Origin of the sequence: Halobacillus sp. A5, assembly GCF_024189315.1 — a bacterium.
Taxonomy (GTDB): domain Bacteria; phylum Bacillota; class Bacilli; order Bacillales; family Halobacillaceae; genus Halobacillus_A.
This window is the reverse complement of sequence record NZ_JAIZEO010000002.1, coordinates 46191-63700: the sequence shown is the minus strand read 5'-3', so window position 1 is coordinate 63700 and position 17510 is coordinate 46191. Positions and strand designations below refer to the sequence as shown.

General features: G+C 43.3%; 15 protein-coding genes. 8 read left to right on the top strand and 7 right to left on the bottom strand.

What is annotated here, in order from left to right; all coding sequences use genetic code 11:
* The first annotated feature begins 345 nt into the window (after positions 1–345).
* The gene (locus LF822_RS08280; protein WP_253923567.1) at positions 346–1146 is read left to right on the top strand and encodes an alpha/beta fold hydrolase; all 801 of its coding nucleotides are present in this window, start codon (positions 346–348) and stop codon (positions 1144–1146) included.
* A 47-nt stretch (positions 1147–1193) separates the two neighbouring features.
* Here LF822_RS08280 and rsmG read toward each other — a convergent pair whose 3' ends face one another.
* The 7 genes from rsmG to rpmH form a co-directional block, all read right to left on the bottom strand.
* Positions 1194–1910 (bottom strand): 16S rRNA (guanine(527)-N(7))-methyltransferase RsmG, encoded by a 717-nt coding sequence (gene rsmG, locus LF822_RS08275; RefSeq protein WP_253923566.1) that lies wholly within the window; start codon positions 1908–1910, stop codon positions 1194–1196.
* A 15-nt stretch (positions 1911–1925) separates the two neighbouring features.
* Positions 1926–3815: a tRNA uridine-5-carboxymethylaminomethyl(34) synthesis enzyme MnmG gene (gene mnmG, locus LF822_RS08270; RefSeq protein WP_253923565.1), complete on the bottom strand. Its 1890-nt coding sequence runs from the start codon at positions 3813–3815 to the stop codon at positions 1926–1928.
* Positions 3816–3840: 25 nt separating this feature from the next.
* Complete coding sequence (gene mnmE, locus LF822_RS08265; RefSeq protein ID WP_253923564.1) at positions 3841–5217, bottom strand: tRNA uridine-5-carboxymethylaminomethyl(34) synthesis GTPase MnmE; 1377 nt, start codon at positions 5215–5217, stop codon at positions 3841–3843.
* Positions 5218–5485: 268 nt separating this feature from the next.
* The gene (gene jag, locus LF822_RS08260; RefSeq protein WP_253923563.1) at positions 5486–6103 is read right to left on the bottom strand and encodes an RNA-binding cell elongation regulator Jag/EloR; all 618 of its coding nucleotides are present in this window, start codon (positions 6101–6103) and stop codon (positions 5486–5488) included.
* A complete protein-coding gene (gene spoIIIJ / locus LF822_RS08255) occupies positions 6100–6861 on the bottom strand; it encodes a YidC family membrane integrase SpoIIIJ (RefSeq protein WP_253923562.1) in 762 nt (253 codons plus the stop codon). The genes jag and spoIIIJ overlap by 4 nt, the downstream gene beginning before the upstream one ends.
* Positions 6862–6939: 78 nt before the next feature.
* Positions 6940–7293, bottom strand: a complete 354-nt coding sequence (gene rnpA / locus LF822_RS08250) for a ribonuclease P protein component (protein ID WP_253923561.1) — start codon at positions 7291–7293, stop codon at positions 6940–6942.
* Positions 7294–7379: 86 nt separating this feature from the next.
* Complete coding sequence (gene rpmH, locus LF822_RS08245) at positions 7380–7514, bottom strand: 50S ribosomal protein L34 (RefSeq protein ID WP_188376886.1); 135 nt, start codon at positions 7512–7514, stop codon at positions 7380–7382.
* 933 nt (positions 7515–8447) lie between these two features.
* Here rpmH and dnaA point away from each other — a divergent pair.
* From dnaA to gyrA, 7 genes are all read left to right on the top strand, one after another.
* The gene (dnaA, locus tag LF822_RS08240; RefSeq protein WP_253923560.1) at positions 8448–9803 is read left to right on the top strand and encodes a chromosomal replication initiator protein DnaA; all 1356 of its coding nucleotides are present in this window, start codon (positions 8448–8450) and stop codon (positions 9801–9803) included.
* A gap of 167 nt (positions 9804–9970) precedes the next feature.
* Positions 9971–11113 (top strand): DNA polymerase III subunit beta, encoded by a 1143-nt coding sequence (gene dnaN, locus LF822_RS08235; RefSeq protein WP_253923559.1) that lies wholly within the window; start codon positions 9971–9973, stop codon positions 11111–11113.
* A gap of 170 nt (positions 11114–11283) precedes the next feature.
* Positions 11284–11505 carry a S4 domain-containing protein YaaA gene (gene yaaA, locus LF822_RS08230; protein WP_253923558.1) on the top strand — a complete coding sequence of 74 codons (222 nt, stop codon included), beginning with the start codon at positions 11284–11286 and terminating at the stop codon, positions 11503–11505.
* A gap of 16 nt (positions 11506–11521) precedes the next feature.
* The gene (gene recF, locus LF822_RS08225; RefSeq protein WP_253923557.1) at positions 11522–12640 is read left to right on the top strand and encodes a DNA replication/repair protein RecF; all 1119 of its coding nucleotides are present in this window, start codon (positions 11522–11524) and stop codon (positions 12638–12640) included.
* 9 nt (positions 12641–12649) lie between these two features.
* Positions 12650–12934, top strand: coding sequence for an extracellular matrix regulator RemB (gene remB, locus LF822_RS08220; protein WP_253923556.1), 285 nt, complete (start codon positions 12650–12652; stop codon positions 12932–12934).
* 35 nt (positions 12935–12969) lie between these two features.
* Positions 12970–14895 carry a DNA topoisomerase (ATP-hydrolyzing) subunit B gene (gyrB, locus tag LF822_RS08215; protein ID WP_253923555.1) on the top strand — a complete coding sequence of 642 codons (1926 nt, stop codon included), beginning with the start codon at positions 12970–12972 and terminating at the stop codon, positions 14893–14895.
* A 60-nt stretch (positions 14896–14955) separates the two neighbouring features.
* Positions 14956–17499 carry a DNA gyrase subunit A gene (gyrA, locus tag LF822_RS08210; protein ID WP_253923554.1) on the top strand — a complete coding sequence of 848 codons (2544 nt, stop codon included), beginning with the start codon at positions 14956–14958 and terminating at the stop codon, positions 17497–17499.
* Positions 17500–17510 lie beyond the last annotated feature (11 nt).

Sequence of the window (17510 nt, the reverse complement as noted above, 5' to 3'; positions counted from 1 at the left end):
GCTCGATTCCGAGATGGTTTTGCGGAGAGAGAAGTGTCGGGAACGACTCGCTTTATCATGGTTGATTCCCGAAATAAACGGAATCCTGCTTTTGAAATAAATTATGAAGTGGAGAAGGAAACGTCGAAACTCCTGCAGGACCGTAGAGGTTTTAAGTAGGAGCAGGCTTGCCCCCTGCCTCTTCTAAATATGGAATACTAGTCTATATACTATTCAACTATCAAAGGCTAAACAGGAATTGTTTAAGCACTTAAATAACAACACTTTCATATCACAAAGACAAAAGTTTAAAATGAGCAAATCAGGGAAGGAGAAATGGAAGAAATTATAAAAGGAGAAGATTAAATGCCCCTCTATATAGAAGTAGATCATCACGTTGAATTATTCGTTCAGGATATCGGTGAAGGTCAGCCGATCGTTTTTATTCACGGCTGGCCGGTCAATCACCAAATGTTTGAGTATCAAATGAACGAACTTCCGAAAAAAAGCTACCGCTTTATCGGAATTGACTTAAGAGGCTTCGGGCAGTCGGATAAGCCGGCGTTTGGGTATGATTACGATACGCTGGCACATGATGTTAAAGTCATCGTTGAATATTTACAGCTGGAAAACTTTTATTTAGCCGGGTTCTCTATGGGAGGACCGATTTCGATTAGGTACGCCACGAAATACGCAAATGAGCAATTAGCCAAGCTGATTTTAATCGGGGCTGCAGCTCCAAGCTTTACAATGCAGGAAGGATATGAATTTGGCATGCCGAAAGAAGAAGTGACCGGTCTAATTAATGCTGTTAAGCAGGATCGCCCCGCTGCATTAACCGATTTCGGAAGCAACTTTTACGAGTCTACTATTTCCCAGGCGCTGCAGGATTGGTTTCTCGGGTTAGGTTTACAAGCCTCTGCCCACGGTACCATTGCCTGTGCTGAATCGCTAAGGGATGAAGACTTAAGAGGAGAGCTTGATCAAATAAAGGTTTCTACCACAATTATGCATGGGAAAAAGGATGAAATCTGTGACTATCAGTTTGCTCTTGAACTGAAAAAACGTATTTCCGACAGTCATTTAATCTCGTTTGAGGAAAGCGGACACGGTCTCGTATACGACGAACGAGATAAATTTAATGAAGAATTGTTAAGGCTTCTCTAAATAGTAAAACCCCCACCTTTATTTGATCAAAGATGGGGGTTTTTCCTTTATTCAATGGGTGCTTTATTTGGAGTCCCTGCTTTACGCGGGTATTTCTTTGGTGTTTTGCGTCGTTTTTCAATTAATGCAATATTACGCTCGCTGCCTTCCTCCGGCAGTTCAAATGTATGAACATCGAGCACTTCACCGCCGACAATTTCGATGGCGGCCTTGGCCACTTGCATTTCCTCTTGAAGGTTAGGTCCCTTCATTGCCATAAACACGCCGCCTTTTTCTGTCAGCGGCAGGCAAAGCTCGCTTAAGACCGGCATGCGGGCTACAGCTCGTCCCATTACTAGATTGTAACCTTCACGGAACTTTGGATTTTTACCGAAATTCTCCGCGCGATCGTGATAAAAAGCGACATCCTTCAACCCTAATTCATGGGCTAAGTGGTTCAAAAAGGTGATCCGCTTCTTCAATGAATCGACAATAGTCACTTTCAAATGAGGGAAAGCGATTTTTAAAGGAATACTTGGAAAGCCCGCACCCGCTCCTACATCACAAATGCGGAGCGGCTTGCTGAAATCGTAGTAGAAAGCCGCTGTCAATGAATCATAAAAATGCTTTAAATAGACGCCTTCGAGATCAGTAATCGCCGTGAGATTCATCTTCTCATTCCATTCGACCAGAATCTCAAAGTACTGCTCAAACTGCTTCTCCTGCTGGTCATCCAGCTCAATACCTTTTTCTTTTAAAGCGGTGAGAAAGGTCTGTTTATCCATACCGTCATCCTTCCCTTATTCGCCGGAAACGCGGGCAATATTTCCTTGCTCAATATAAACGAGAAGGATGGAAACGTCTGCTGGATTAACACCGGACACACGGGAAGCCTGCCCTACAGAAAGAGGACGTACTTCTTTTAAGCGGTCGCGGGCTTCTGTTGCCAGCCCGTGTACTTCATCGTAATCAAGATCTTCAGGAATTGTTTTAGTTTCCATTTTGCGCATGCGCTCGATTTGTTCCAGAGCTTTTTTAATATAGCCGGTATACTTTATTTGGATCTCTACTTGCTCGGCTGCCTCATCACTCAATGGAATGTCGCTTGGCGTTAGTTTAGCTATTACGTCGTATTTCATTTCAGGCCGGCGCAGCAGGTCTGTGGCGCGGGCTGCTTCTTTAAGCGTACTGCCGCCTGACTCTTCAATCGCTGCCTGTACATCATCTGTCGGTTTTAAAATCACTTGCTCCAGGCGGTTCTTCTCTTCTTCAATTACGCGTTTCTTCTCGAGGAAACGTTCGTAACGCTCATCTGAGATCGTCCCGATGCGGTGCCCGATTTCAGTAAGGCGGAGATCCGCATTATCATGACGGAGCATTAAACGGAATTCAGCACGGGATGTCAGCAGACGATAAGGCTCGTCAGTTCCTTTAGTGACAAGGTCGTCAATCATAACCCCGATATACCCTTGCGAACGATCCAGAATTAATGTTTCAAGGTCGAGTGCTTTGGCTGCAGCGTTGATACCAGCCATCAGACCCTGACCTGCTGCTTCTTCATAGCCTGACGTCCCGTTAATTTGGCCAGCTGTAAACAGACCGCTGATCTTTTTCGTTTCAAGCGTCGGCCACAGCTTTGTCGGCACAACAGAATCATACTCAATGGCATAACCGGCACGCATGATTTCAGCTTTTTCAAGCCCTGGTACGGTCTCCATCATTTCCTTCTGAATGTACTCAGGCAATGAAGTAGAAAGACCCTGGACATACACCTCTTCTGTGTCACGTCCCTCAGGCTCAAGGAAAATCTGGTGTCTCGGCTTATCGTTGAAGCGGACAATTTTGTCTTCAATAGACGGACAGTAACGCGGGCCTGTTCCTTTAATCATTCCGGAATACATCGCGGATAGTCCAAGGTTATCATTAATAATTTTGTGTGTGTCTTCGTTCGTATACGTCAGCCAGCAAGGGATCTGATCGGTAATAAATTCTGTCGTTTCGTAGGAAAAGAAGCGCGGTTCCTGTTCTCCCGGCTGAATTTCCGTTTTGGAATAATCGATCGTACGGCTGTTCACACGCATTGGCGTTCCGGTCTTAAAGCGGACCATCTCAATGCCGAGTTCTTCAAGCTGCTCGGACAGAGACACAGACGTACGTTGATTGTTTGGTCCGCTTTCGTACGACAAATCCCCGATAATTACACGTCCGCGCATAAACGTACCTGTTGTTACAATAACGGTTGGCGCGTAATACGCTGCTTTCGTTTCAGTGACGACTCCTTTAATCTGATCATCTTCTACGAGCAGCTTCTCTACCATGCCTTGACGAAGCGTCAAGTTCTCCTGGCTTTCCAGTACACGCTTCATTTCTTTAATATATAAAGGCTTATCGGCCTGCGCACGAAGCGCACGTACAGCCGGCCCTTTTCTTGTATTTAACAGACGCATTTGAATATGCGTTTTATCTATTACTTTACCCATAGCGCCGCCCAGTGCATCAATTTCACGGACAACAACACCTTTTGCCGGACCGCCGATGGACGGATTACACGGCATAAACGCAACCAAATCTAAATTCAGTGTCAGCATGAGCGTTTTCGCACCGCGTTTTGCGGCGGCAAGCCCGGCTTCCACTCCAGCATGACCGGCACCAATAACAATTACATCATAATGCCCTGCATTGTAAGTCATTTTGGTCGTCTCTCCTTTAATTAATTTATTTCCCTAAGCAAAACTGTGAAAACAGTTGATCAATTAAACTTTCGTGGACGGCATCGCCGATAATTTCACCCAGCAGCTCCCACGTTCTTGTCACATCTATTTGTACCACATCAATCGGTACTCCCATATCCATCCCGTGCTGCGCGTCTTCTAAAGCCTGCCTGGCCTGCTTGAGCAGCTGCACGTGGCGGACATTTGAGACATACGTCATGTCTCCGGCATCCAAATCGCCTTCGAAGAACGTGTTCGCGATGGCGTTTTCGAGCTGATCGATGCCTTCCTCACGAATGAGTGCTGTTGAAATCACGGGATGATCTCCTGCTGACCTTTTTACTTCTTCAAGGTCGAGCTTTGGATCAAGGTCCATTTTATTTACAATTACAATAATGTTCAGGTCGTTTACGGCTTCAAAGAGCTTCTTATCTTCTTCCGTGAACTCATCTCCATAGTTTAACACGAGAAGGATGAGATCGGCTTCCTTCAACACCTGTCTTGAGCGTTCGACACCGATCCTTTCGACAATATCTTCTGTTTCGCGGATTCCAGCTGTATCGATTAATCGCAGAGGAACGCCGCGCACGTTGACATATTCTTCAATGACGTCGCGGGTCGTGCCTGGAATTTCGGTTACAATTGCTTTATTTTCGTGAACAAGTGCATTCATAAGGGAGGATTTGCCGACATTGGGGCGCCCGATAATGGCTGTTCCAAGTCCTTCACGCAAAATCTTACCCTGGCGCGCCGTTTCTAACAGCTGTTCAACCTCTTGTAGCACTTCTTTCGTTTTTTCGCGCATCATATCGTTCGACATTTCTTCAACATCATCGTATTCAGGATAGTCGATATTTACTTCGACATGAGCCAGCGTCTCAAGCAGCTTTTGTCGAAGGTCCCCAATGAGATTGGATAATCTTCCGTCCATCTGCTTAAGAGCGACACTCATGGCCCGATCCGTTTTCGCGCGGATTAAATCCATGACGGCTTCCGCCTGCGAAAGGTCAATTCGGCCGTTCATAAAGGCGCGTTTCGTAAATTCTCCAGGCTCAGCTAAGCGGGCACCATTCGCTAAGGCGATTTCTAATACGCGATTAACAGATACCAGTCCGCCGTGGCAGTTGATTTCGACAACATCCTCACGGGTAAATGTCTTCGGCGCTCTCATCACCGACACCATAACTTCCTCAGCGACTTCCTTTGTCTCTGGATCAATTAACTTGCCATAGTGCATCGTATGGGACTCGACTTGATTTAAATTTTTACCTTGAAACAGAGAGTCCGCAATTGTTACAGCCTCAGGACCGCTCAATCGAACGATTGCGATCGCACCCTCTCCCATAGGTGTTGATATCGCCGTAATCGTATCCATTTCCACACGCGGTCACCTCCTTCTAATAAAGTCATATATAAGTTATCCACACGGGGATTGTTTAGAAAATAATTAAACTCACTAACATAATAGATTATCACATTTAGGGGTAATTTGGGAAGACTTAACACAAATTATCCACATGTGAATAACTTTCTATACCAGGAAGAGTATCCTGCGTGCCCGGGCACCGAGTTTCTTTACTCGTGAACCTGGCAGCACATGCTTTTTTCCATAAAAAAATACTTCTGCCTGCCAGACAGAAGTATTTCTATTAAACGGGACGGATCACAATATGTCGTTTCGGATCATTTCCAGCTGAATCCGTTTCTACTTTTTGGTGGTCCTGCAAAGCCGCATGAATAATCTTTCGTTCATAGGACGGCATAGGCTCAAGCTTCACGGGCTCTCTCATACGCACGGCTTTCTCAGCCAATCGGTGAGCTAGATTCTCCAATGTTTCTTTACGTCGTTCTCGATAATTTTCGGCATCGAGAATAATCGTATAATATTGCTCTTTATCTCGATTTACGGCTAATTGAGCCAAATACTGCAGTGAATTCAGGGTTTGTCCACGTTTACCTATTAACATAGCGATTTTCTCACCTGTCATTTCGATAAAAATGTCCCGCCCGCTTGCCTCTGTTTTCACTTCGACCGGGGCCCCCATTTGTTCTGCTACTTCTAAGATGAATGACTCGGCGTCCTGCACAGGATCCTTCTGAATCACAACTTTCACAATCGCCGGTTTTGTTCCAAACACTCCAAAAAATCCTTTTTTACCTTCATCAATGACTTCAACATTTACCTGGTCCTTTGATGTCTGTAACTGATTTAGTGCTGATTGGACCGCTTCTTCAACTGTAGTTCCAGTAGCAGTCAGCTGCTTCACTTGGCTGCGCCTCCCGTCTTATCTTTCATCATTGGCTTACGGATAAATACAGTTTGTAAGATCATAACGATGTTACCGACGATCCAGTATAAAGCTAAGGCAGATGGGAAAAAGAATGCAAAGGTACCGATCATAAGCGGCATAATGTAAAGCATCATCTGCATCTGCGGATTTTGAGCCGCCGCTCCTCCAGCCATCATTAATTTCTGCTGCAAGAAGGTTGTCAATGCTGTCAGAATCGCTAAAAACGGATCGGGTGTTCCTAACTGCAGCCATAGGAAGTCGTGCGTCTGAATTGTTTCGGTACGCATAATGGCGTGATAAAAACCGATCAATACCGGCATCTGCACGATAATAGGCAGACAGCCAGCCAGCGGGTTGACTCCATTCTTTTGGAAAAGCTGCATCGTTTCCTGCTGCAGCTGCTGTTGTGTTTTTTGATCTTTCGAGCTGTGCTTCTGTCGCAGCTCCTGAAGCTGAGGCTGAATTTCCTGCATGGCCTTTGAGCTCTTCAGCTGCTTAACGTTAAGTGGAAGCAGAAGTAATCGAATAATAATCGTTACGATAATGATCGCCAGACCATAGCTTCCATTCGTTGAATCTGCGAAAAATTGTAATGTTTGAGATAAGGGATAAACAATATATTCATTCCAAAAGCCTGTACTATCCTTGGTGATTTCCTGATTAATTTCGGTACACCCGGATAAGAACGTAAGCACACCTGTCATTGCAAGTAATGCTATCCATTTGTTACGCAACGTCCTTCCTCCTTACACATTCACTGTCACTATAAAATAGTGTAGCACTTTTTAATAGGTAATGACTATATAAAAATGTCAGTTTCGCGACTTCTTGTTTAATAGCTTTGATTTATGAAGCACATGGGTCAAGCTGCTCTTTATTTCATGGAAGTCCATTTGATTCGTTGGTTTCCTGGCAATAATGACAAGATCATAAGACTGTCTAATTTCGTCTTCCATCTCGTGAAACGCTTGTCTTAGGTATCTTTTAATCTGGTTTCTCATCACAGCATGTCCAATTTTCTTGCTGACCGATAAACCAATTCGAAAATGGGATTGTTCCTTCTTCTTTAAGTAATAAAGGACGAGCTGCCGGTTCGCGAATGACTGACCATGCTGAAATACTTGTTGAAAATCTTTATTTTTTTTTATGCGGTAAGCTTTCTTCATGACCTCATGACCCTCCGAAAAGAAAAGCGCTCTCGTCTTCACCTGTACTTGAACTAGAAAAAAAGACCACTGAAGATCTCAGTGGCCTATGCTGATAATACTTTTCTTCCTTTGCTGCGGCGGCGAGCAAGAACTCTGCGACCATTCTTTGTGCTCATGCGGCTGCGGAAGCCATGTACTTTCTTACGTTTACGATTATTTGGTTGAAATGTGCGTTTCATTATATATACACCTCCTGCGGTTATTTCCAATTACAAATCATACATTTAAAAGGCAGTCCCGATAATTATAATCAATTGATAATTTTATGTCAATGATTATTCTTTTAGATTCCGATGCTCCAAAAGTGAACTGCGCCCTTCTAAACAGGAGCCCTGATTTCTCCGATCGAAGTTAAGTAAATTAGTTTAATTCAGCTTCTTTTACCAAAGTTGTCAGGGGTATTGTCGATGTGTTTGTGAGGAGAAGAGCGCAAGTTTACGTAGCCAGCGATATCTTCAAACAGCCGTCTTCCTGAAAAAAGACAGAGCGGACTTCATCAATTTAAAGATCTTACGAAATAACTTATTTACTCTCCTGATGATCGTATACCTCTTCACCTGGAACCACGCCATAAAACCCGTTATATAACAGCAGCTGTTACATAACAAAGAAACCGGACGTAAATCGACTGATTTAGCGAACATTCACAGAGGGTGTGAATAACTTTTTCTGCCTTTTTAGAGTATCCACAACAAATATCGACAAGATAATCACAAAATCTAGTATTGTGGAAAGAGAATATCTACAAGTTGTGGGGCTTGTGGATAAGTTTCCTTAAAGCATTGCATGAAGTGAGTTTATCTGGTATTATATTTGTGTTTAACCGTGAATTAAATTCATGCAGCAAAAAAACTATACACAATCTGTGGATAACGTGTGGACATTTATTAACACACTTGTTAAAACACTTATCAACATCTATGTGGATAATGAAAATAACTTGGATGATTCTCCTTTGTATAAGTATGCATGCGTCCACATCTTACACCGGATGAGTATCATTTACACATTAAACAAACATTGTACAATAGCCTTTCGATCTTTTGATGTCGTTCGAAAAAGAGAACGGAAGGCTTTTTTGTTTTCTTTAAACGGGAGAAAGGGGTGAAAATTTGGAGAATATTCACGAATTATGGGATAACACGTTAGAAAAGATGAAAGAAAAGATTAGTAAGCCCAGCTTTGAAACGTGGCTGAAAGCAACAAAAGCAGATTCTCTTAACGAAAATACCTTAACGATCGTAGCTCCAAACGAATTCGCACGTGATTGGTTAGAGAACCAATACGAAGGGTTAATCGTTGAAACACTGCATGAAGTCACGGGCGCTGAACTGACAACAAAATTTATTATTCCAGAAACGAAAGACGATCAGCTGGATGATGTAAAATTAGCTGATAAAAAAGTGCCGGATGTACGTAACGGAGGCAATGAAGAGTCAACGCAGAGCATGCTTAATTCTAAATATACGTTTGATACTTTTGTCATCGGCTCAGGAAATAGATTCGCTCATGCCGCTTCACTGGCCGTAGCAGAAGCCCCTGCCAAAGCATACAACCCGCTGTTTATTTACGGGGGTGTAGGACTTGGTAAAACACACTTAATGCATGCCATCGGCCACTATGTATTAGACCACAATCCAAACGCAAAGGTTGTCTATTTATCATCGGAAAAATTTACGAATGAGTTCATCAACTCGATTCGTGACAACAAAGCCGTCAATTTTCGTAATAAATATCGAAGTGTCGACGTTTTATTAATAGATGATATTCAATTCTTAGCTGGAAAAGAACAAACCCAGGAAGAATTTTTCCATACATTTAATACGTTACACGAAGAAAGCAAGCAAATTGTGATTTCCAGTGACCGCCCGCCTAAAGAGATACCTACCCTGGAGGATCGTTTACGTTCGAGGTTCGAATGGGGCTTGATCACAGATATTACACCGCCTGATTTAGAGACTAGAATCGCAATCTTAAGGAAAAAGGCAAAAGCCGAAGGACTCGATATTCCGAATGAGGTTATGCTTTACATCGCCAATCAGATTGACACAAACATCCGCGAGCTTGAAGGTGCACTTATTCGTGTTGTTGCTTATTCTTCTTTAATTAATCATGATATTAATGCTTCGCTCGCTGCAGAAGCGTTAAAGGATATCATTCCAAGCTCGAAGCCGCGTGTCATTACGATTGAAGCGATTCAGGAAATGGTCGGAGAGAAATACAACATTCGACTGGAAGATTTCCCTGCCAAAAAGCGGACAAAGTCAGTCGCATTTCCGCGTCAAATCGCTATGTATCTATCAAGAGAATTAACAGATTTCTCTCTGCCGAAGATAGGAGAGGAATTTGGCGGACGGGACCATACGACTGTCATTCATGCTCACGAAAAGATCTCTAAAATGATTGCAACCGACCAGCAGCTGCAAAGAGAACTCGATGAAATTACAGAACAGTTAAAAGCACACTAGCTGAATAGTGTGAATAAGTGAGTCACATTGATCAACAGACTGTCCACATGTGGATAAACTAGAGCGGCTAATAGATGTATGGGTTATCCACAAATCCACAGCGCCTATTACTTCTATTACTATTTTTTATAATAATAATTAATATATATACAGGAGGAATTTCTTCCATGAAATTTTCAATACAGAGAGCACAGTTGATGGAAAGCGTTCAAAATGTAATGAAAGCCATCTCTTCAAGAACAACGATCCCCATTTTGACAGGAATAAAATTAGAAGCGACAACGAGCGGTGTGAAATTAACAGGAAGCGATTCTGATATTTCGATTGAATCTTTTATTCCAGCTGAAGAAGACGGCATCGTTTATGTAGAAAACATTGAACCTGGAAGCATTGTACTGCAGGCAAAGTATTTTCCTGACATTGTCCGCAAGCTTCCTCAACAGCATGTAGATATTGAAAGCGACGACAAAAGAAATGTAACGATTCGTTCTGGAAAAGCAGAATTCCATTTAAACGGCCAGGATGCCGAAGAATATCCACAGCTTCCTCAATTACATACTGAGGACAGCTTTGAGCTGCCTATTGATCTATTAAAAAGCCTGATTCGTCAAACCGTCTTTGCTGTTTCTTCTTCAGAAACGAGGCCGATCCTGACAGGAGTCCACGTGAAATTAGAGAATGAAGAGCTTCATTTCACAGCAACAGACAGCCACCGGTTAGCTGCACGTAAAATTCCACTCGAAAATAAAATAGGGCAGGGCAGTATTCCTGCTGTTGTGATTCCAGGAAAAAGCTTAAATGAATTAAACAAAATATTAGCTGATTCAGAAGAGACTATAGAAATCAGTGTGACAGAGAACCAGGTGCTGTTTAGAACGAAACATTTATACTTCTTATCTCGCTTACTGGATGGAAACTATCCGGAAACATCACGCCTCATTCCGGAGCAAAGTAAAACGGTTGTTAAAATTGATACAAAGGAATTACTTCAATCCATTGATCGAGCTTCTTTATTAGCGAAAGAAAATCGCAACAACGTCGTACGATTGATTACGAAGGAAGGCAATCAAATCGAAATTAACGGAAATTCTCCAGAAGTAGGAAATGTCGTTGAGGAAGTTGTCGCTGATGAAATTGATGGAGAGGAATTAAAGATTTCCTTCAGTGCGAAATATATGATGGATGCGTTAAAAGCTGTCGACTACGATCAAGTAAAAGTCGAATTTACAGGAGCGATGCGTCCTTTCTTAATCCGTCCTGTCGATGATGAGCAGATTCTACAGCTGATCCTGCCGGTACGAACGTATTAATAGAGAAATTAAGCCGTTATGATGTAAAAATCATGACGGTTTTTTAATTTTTACTATGAATAAACGGACAATTTAGCTATTTTCTGTTATATTCTTCGGTTTGCTTTTCTTCACGCCATATCTTTAGTAAAATAGAGAGTAAGACAAACCATGAAAAATAGGGTGAATATATGAACGAACGTATTGAAATATCAACGGATTATATCCAGCTTGGTCAATTTTTGAAATTGAGCAATGTAGTTGAATCAGGTGGGATGGTCAAAATTTTTTTAGCCGAATTCGAAGTCTACGTAAATGGTGAACGAGAGCAGCGCCGCGGAAAAAAGCTTTATCTGGGAGATGTAGTGAGTATTCCAGAATTTGGAAACTACGAGGTTGTCCGGGAAGAATAGCCGGAATTGACCTTTTATGTATATAAATGAACTGTCGATGCGCTCTTATCGAAACTATGACCAGCTCTCACTGACTTTCGACGATAAGATAAATGTAATTATAGGTGAAAATGCGCAAGGGAAAACGAATTTGATGGAAGCGATCTACGCCTTAGCTTTTACAAGATCCCACAGGACGCCGCGCGATAAAGAATTAATACAGTGGGATCAAGAGTATGCTAAAATAAAAGGTAGCGTGTTTAAGCGTAATCGCCGCTTTCCTCTTGAAATCATTTTTTCGAAAAAAGGAAAGAAAGCCAAGCTTAACCATATTGAACAAAAAAGATTAAGTGACTATATCGGTGCGTTAAATGTCGTAATGTTTGCACCTGAGGATTTGAACCTTGTCAAGGGCAGCCCTCAGGTGCGTCGTCGGTTTATTGACATGGAAATCGGTCAGATTCAGCCCCGGTACATCTATCATTTAGGACAATTTCAAAAGGTGTTGAAGCAGCGGAATCATTTACTTAAAGAGCTGCAGCGCAGGCCATCGGCTGATCGAACGATGCTTCAAGTATTGACAGATCAGTTGATTGAGCATGCCGTAACCATTGTAGAGCGGAGGTTTAAATTTCTGCACCTGCTTAGAACGTGGGCGATTCCGATCCATGAAGGCATCATCCGGCAGCTGGAATCGCTGGAAATTGCCTATGATGCTAGTGTTCAAGTATCAGAGGATATGGATTTGGAAACACTGAAGATAAACTTTGAAAAAAAGTTTCAAGATATAGAAGCAAAAGAAGTCGAACGTGGAACCACACTGGCCGGTCCTCACCGCGATGACTTAGTTTTTTACGTCAACGGCAGGGATGTTCAGACATACGGCTCTCAGGGCCAGCAGCGGACGACCGCCCTCTCTTTGAAACTGGCAGAAATAGAGTTAATCCATAGTGAGGTGGGCGAATACCCGATTCTTTTGTTAGACGACGTATTAAGTGAACTTGATGATTATAGACAATCGCACCTGCTCCATACCATTCAAGGAAAAGTCCAAACGTTTGTATCGACAACGAGCATCGATGGGATTGAACATGAAGCATTGAAGGAAGCGGAAATCTTTCATGTCTCATCCGGTACAATCGAAGTTCAGAAATGAGGTGACAAGTTGTTCATTCATATCGGGGATGATCACGTGATCCAGTCGAAGGATGTTGTAAGCATTATTGACCACACTTTATTATCATCTTCTTCTATTATCGAAGAAATGATTTTTAATCAGCGGAAGAATAAGCGAGTGGTTGAAACGGATGAAAATGAGGCAAAAGCCATTGTTATAACGAAAGATTATATATATTTCAGCCCGCTTTCGGTTTATACCTTAAAAAAACGAGCGAACATGATGACCAGTTTAAATAGATTAGAAGATTATTCGGATGAAACGGAAGCTTAAACATATATCACTTGAGAAATGTAGGTGAAAGTACCATGAAGGAAGAAATCTTAGAAGAAAAACAGGCGTATGATGAGAATCAGATACAGGTACTTGAAGGGTTAGAGGCTGTACGCAAACGTCCCGGCATGTATATTGGTTCGACGAATGAGAAAGGTCTTCACCACCTTGTGTGGGAAATTGTCGATAACAGTATTGATGAAGCCATGGCCGGGTTCTGTGATCATATTCAGGTTATCATTGAAGAAGACAACAGTATTACTGTTATTGATAACGGCCGAGGGGTTCCAGTTGGAATGCACGAAAAAGCCGGACGCCCGGCGGTAGAGGTTATAATGACCGTGCTGCACGCCGGTGGTAAATTCGGCGGCGGGGGATATAAAGTATCAGGAGGCCTGCACGGTGTTGGTGCTTCTGTTGTAAACGCCCTTTCTTCTAAACTTGAAATTTTTGTTCACCGTGACGGTAAAGTTCATTACCAGGAATACCATCGTGGTGTCCCTCAGGAAGATTTAAAAGTTATCGGCGATACGGATATTACCGGAACAAGGATTCAATTTAAGCCGGACATAGAGATTTTCTCAGAAACACAGGAATATATCTACGAGACACTTGCGAACCGAATTCGTGAGCTGGCTTTCTTAAATAAAGGCCTTACGATTACGATTGAAGATAAGCGTGATGAAGAAAGAGAAAAGCAGAACTTCTATTATGAAGGCGGGATTGTATCTTACGTTGAACATATGAACCGTACCCGCGATCCTCTTCACGAAGCGTTCTTTATTGAAGATGAACAGGACGGCATTTCTATTGAAATCGCTATGCAGTATAACGACGGGTTTGCGAGCAACCTGTATTCGTACGCCAACAACATTCACACGTACGAAGGCGGTACTCACGAGTCCGGATTTAAAACAGGTTTAACGCGGGTTATTAATGACTACGCCCGTAAAAATAATATGTTTAAAGAGACAGATCCCAACTTGACCGGAGACGATGTCCGCGAAGGATTAACAGCGATTATATCCATTAAACACCCGGATCCTCAGTTCGAAGGGCAGACGAAGACAAAGCTCGGGAACAGCGAAGCCCGTACCATTACCGATGGTCTTTTCTCTGAAGGACTGTCCAAATTCTTATTTGAGAACCCGGATGTAGCCAAGAAAGTTGTAGAAAAAGGATTAATGGCATCAAGAGCCCGGATGGCGGCGAAAAAAGCACGTGAACTGACCCGCCGCAAAAATGCCCTTGAAGTTTCCAATCTGCCTGGTAAACTGGCGGACTGTTCTTCCAAGGATGCGAATATATCAGAGCTGTACATCGTTGAGGGGGACTCAGCAGGAGGTTCAGCAAAGCAGGGCCGTGACCGTCATTTTCAGGCCATCCTGCCGCTCAGAGGTAAGATCATTAACGTTGAGAAAGCCCGTCTTGATAAAATTTTATCTAATAACGAGGTTCGTACGATCATTACCGCACTGGGTACAGGGATCGGGGAAGAGTTTGATATTTCCAAAGCCCGTTACCATAAGATTGTGATTATGACCGATGCCGATGTTGATGGTGCGCATATTCGTACGCTGCTGCTCACCTTCTTCTACCGCTACATGCGTCCGCTGATTGAGCATGGCTATGTGTATATTGCACAACCGCCGCTTTATAAGATTCAGCAGGGGAAAGCCATTTACTATACGTATAGTGATAAACAGCTTGATGAGCTGTATGCCAAGCTTCCTGCTTCACCTAAACCAGGCATTCAGCGTTACAAGGGTCTTGGAGAAATGAACCCGGAACAGCTGTGGGAAACCACAATGGATCCAGAAACACGTACGTTATTGCAGGTTAATTTAGAAGATGCCATTAGTGCTGATGAAACGTTTGACATCCTGATGGGAGATAAAGTCGAGCCTCGTCGTAACTTTATTCAAGAAAATGCCCAATATGTAAAGAATTTAGATATATAAATAGCTGTTCCTTATGTGGAATGAGCAGGAAGACCCTGCAGGTAACTAGGAGGTAATGAAATGGTCGATCAACCAGAACGCCCACGCGTGGAGGAAGTAAATATAAGTAATGAAATGAGAACCTCATTTCTTGACTACGCGATGAGTGTTATTGTCGCGCGTGCCCTGCCTGACGTCCGCGATGGTTTAAAGCCAGTACACCGAAGAATATTGTACGCAATGCACGACTTAGGCATGCATTCGGATAAAGCTTACAAAAAATCAGCTCGTATCGTAGGAGAAGTTATCGGTAAGTATCACCCGCATGGTGATTCTGCCGTGTATGACACGATGGTGCGGATGGCACAGGATTTCGCGTATCGAAATATGCTTGTCGACGGCCATGGTAACTTTGGTTCTGTAGATGGTGACGCCGCAGCTGCGATGCGTTATACAGAAGCTCGAATGTCCAAGATTTCAATGGAGATCTTACGTGACATTAACAAAGATACCATTGACTACGATGATAACTATGACGGTACAGAACGGGAACCGCTTGTTCTTCCGGCCAGATTCCCTAACCTGCTGGTAAATGGCGGTGCCGGAATAGCGGTTGGAATGGCGACGAACATCCCGCCTCACCAACTAGGAGAAGTCATTGATGGTGTGCTTGCCTTAAGTAAGGACCCTGACATTACCATCCAGGAATTAATGGAGGATTATATATATGGTCCTGATTTCCCTACTCACGGTCAAATTCTTGGTCTGAGCGGGATCCGCAAAGCCTATGAAACTGGGAAAGGCTCGATCACGATCCGGGCTAAGGTTGATATTGAAGAGCAGGCGAACGGCAAATCACGACTTATTGTGACTGAGCTTCCATACCAAGTAAACAAAGCCCGTCTTGTTGAAAAAATTGCCGAATTAGCAAGAGATAAGAAGATTGACGGGATTACTGATTTACGGGATGAGTCCGACCGTACAGGAATGAGGGTCGTCATCGAACTCCGTAAAGATGCTAACCCGAATGTGCTTCTTAATAATTTATACAAAATGACCGCCCTTCAATCCTCATTTGGTATTAACATCCTGGCGCTGGTTGACGGACAGCCGAAGGTTCTTAATTTGAAGCAATGCTTAGAGCACTATTTAGAGCATCAGAAGGTTGTAATTAAGCGCCGTACCGCTTATGAATTACGTAAGGCTGAAGCGAGAGCCCATATTTTAGAAGGTCTGCGCATTGCATTGGATCATCTTGATGAAGTGATTCAATTGATTCGTGGTTCACAGACGACTGAAATTGCCAGAAATGGCTTAATTGAGCGCTTTGGTTTATCAGAAAAGCAGGCCCAGGCTATATTGGACATGCGTCTGCAGCGGTTAACCGGTCTTGAGCGTGAGAAGATTGAAGAAGAGTATCAGGAGCTGGTGAAACTTATCGCAGAACTGAAGGCTATTTTAGCCGATGAAGAAAAGGTTCTTGAGATCATTCGTGAAGAGCTTCTTGAGATTAAAGAACGCTTCAATGATGAACGCCGGACCGAAATTGTGTTAGGCGGAACCGACTTTATTGAGGATGAAGATTTAATTCCTGAAGAAACTGTGATTGTGACGCTTACTCATCAAGGCTACGTGAAAAGACTGCCGGCGAGTACGTATCGTTCGCAGCGCAGAGGCGGTCGCGGCGTGCAGGGAATGGGAACTCATGAGGAAGACTTCGTCGAACACCTATTGTCGACGTCCACCCACAATACGCTGTTGTTCTTCTCCAATAAAGGGAAGGTCTATAAGGCGAAAGGGTATGAAGTCCCTGAATTCAGCCGGACGGCTAAAGGAATTCCAATCATCAACATGTTAAACATTGAACGCGACGAATGGATAAATGCTGTGATTGCCGTGGAGGATTTCGTTGATGACTGGTACTTTATCTTTACAACGAAAAACGGGGTCACAAAGCGTACGAGCATTTCCCAATTTGCCAACATTCGAAAAGGCGGACTGATTGCGCTGGGTCTTCGTGATGATGATGAATTAATTTCTGTGAAGCTGACAGACGGCGCACAGGATATAATGATTGGTACGAAGAACGGATATGTGATCCGTTTTAACGAAGATCAAATCCGAACCATGGGACGTACAGCAGCGGGAGTTAAAGGTATTTCCCTGCGTAAAGACGATAAAGTGGTTTCCATGGAAATCATTAAAAACGACTTACAAGTGCTGACCGTAACCAGCAAAGGGTTTGGAAAACGTACACCAGCCGAAGATTATCGGATTACCAACCGCGGCGGTAAAGGAATTATCACATGTAACCTCACGGAGAAAAACGGCCAGGTTGTCGCAACGAAGGCTGTAAACGGTGAGGAAGATGTCATGATTATAACCGCTCAAGGCGTTCTGATCCGTATGTCGGTCGAAAGTATTTCTGAAACGGGAAGAAATACGCAGGGCGTACGATTGATTCGTTTACAAGAAGAAGAGGAAGTAGCAACAGTTGCCCGCATTGAGTCTGAAAAAGAAGAAGAAGAATTGATAGAAGAAGCGATTGAATCGGAAGCAGCACTTACAGAAACCGCCCAGCCTGAAGATCAAGTTGACGATTCAGACGACACGACTGAACAATAATTTTTGTGAAA

Coding starts and splice junctions, on each gene's coding strand:
- LF822_RS08280 (WP_253923567.1), top strand. CDS start 346: ATGCCCCTCTATATAGAAGTAGATCATCACGTTGAATTATTCGTTCAG.
- rsmG (WP_253923566.1), bottom strand. CDS start 1,910: ATGGATAAACAGACCTTTCTCACCGCTTTAAAAGAAAAAGGTATTGAG.
- mnmG (WP_253923565.1), bottom strand. CDS start 3,815: ATGACTTACAATGCAGGGCATTATGATGTAATTGTTATTGGTGCCGGT.
- rnpA (WP_253923561.1), bottom strand. CDS start 7,293: ATGAAGAAAGCTTACCGCATAAAAAAAAATAAAGATTTTCAACAAGTA.
- rpmH (WP_188376886.1), bottom strand. CDS start 7,514: ATGAAACGCACATTTCAACCAAATAATCGTAAACGTAAGAAAGTACAT.
- dnaN (WP_253923559.1), top strand. CDS start 9,971: ATGAAATTTTCAATACAGAGAGCACAGTTGATGGAAAGCGTTCAAAAT.
- yaaA (WP_253923558.1), top strand. CDS start 11,284: ATGAACGAACGTATTGAAATATCAACGGATTATATCCAGCTTGGTCAA.
- recF (WP_253923557.1), top strand. CDS start 11,522: ATGTATATAAATGAACTGTCGATGCGCTCTTATCGAAACTATGACCAG.
- gyrB (WP_253923555.1), top strand. CDS start 12,970: ATGAAGGAAGAAATCTTAGAAGAAAAACAGGCGTATGATGAGAATCAG.
- gyrA (WP_253923554.1), top strand. CDS start 14,956: ATGGTCGATCAACCAGAACGCCCACGCGTGGAGGAAGTAAATATAAGT.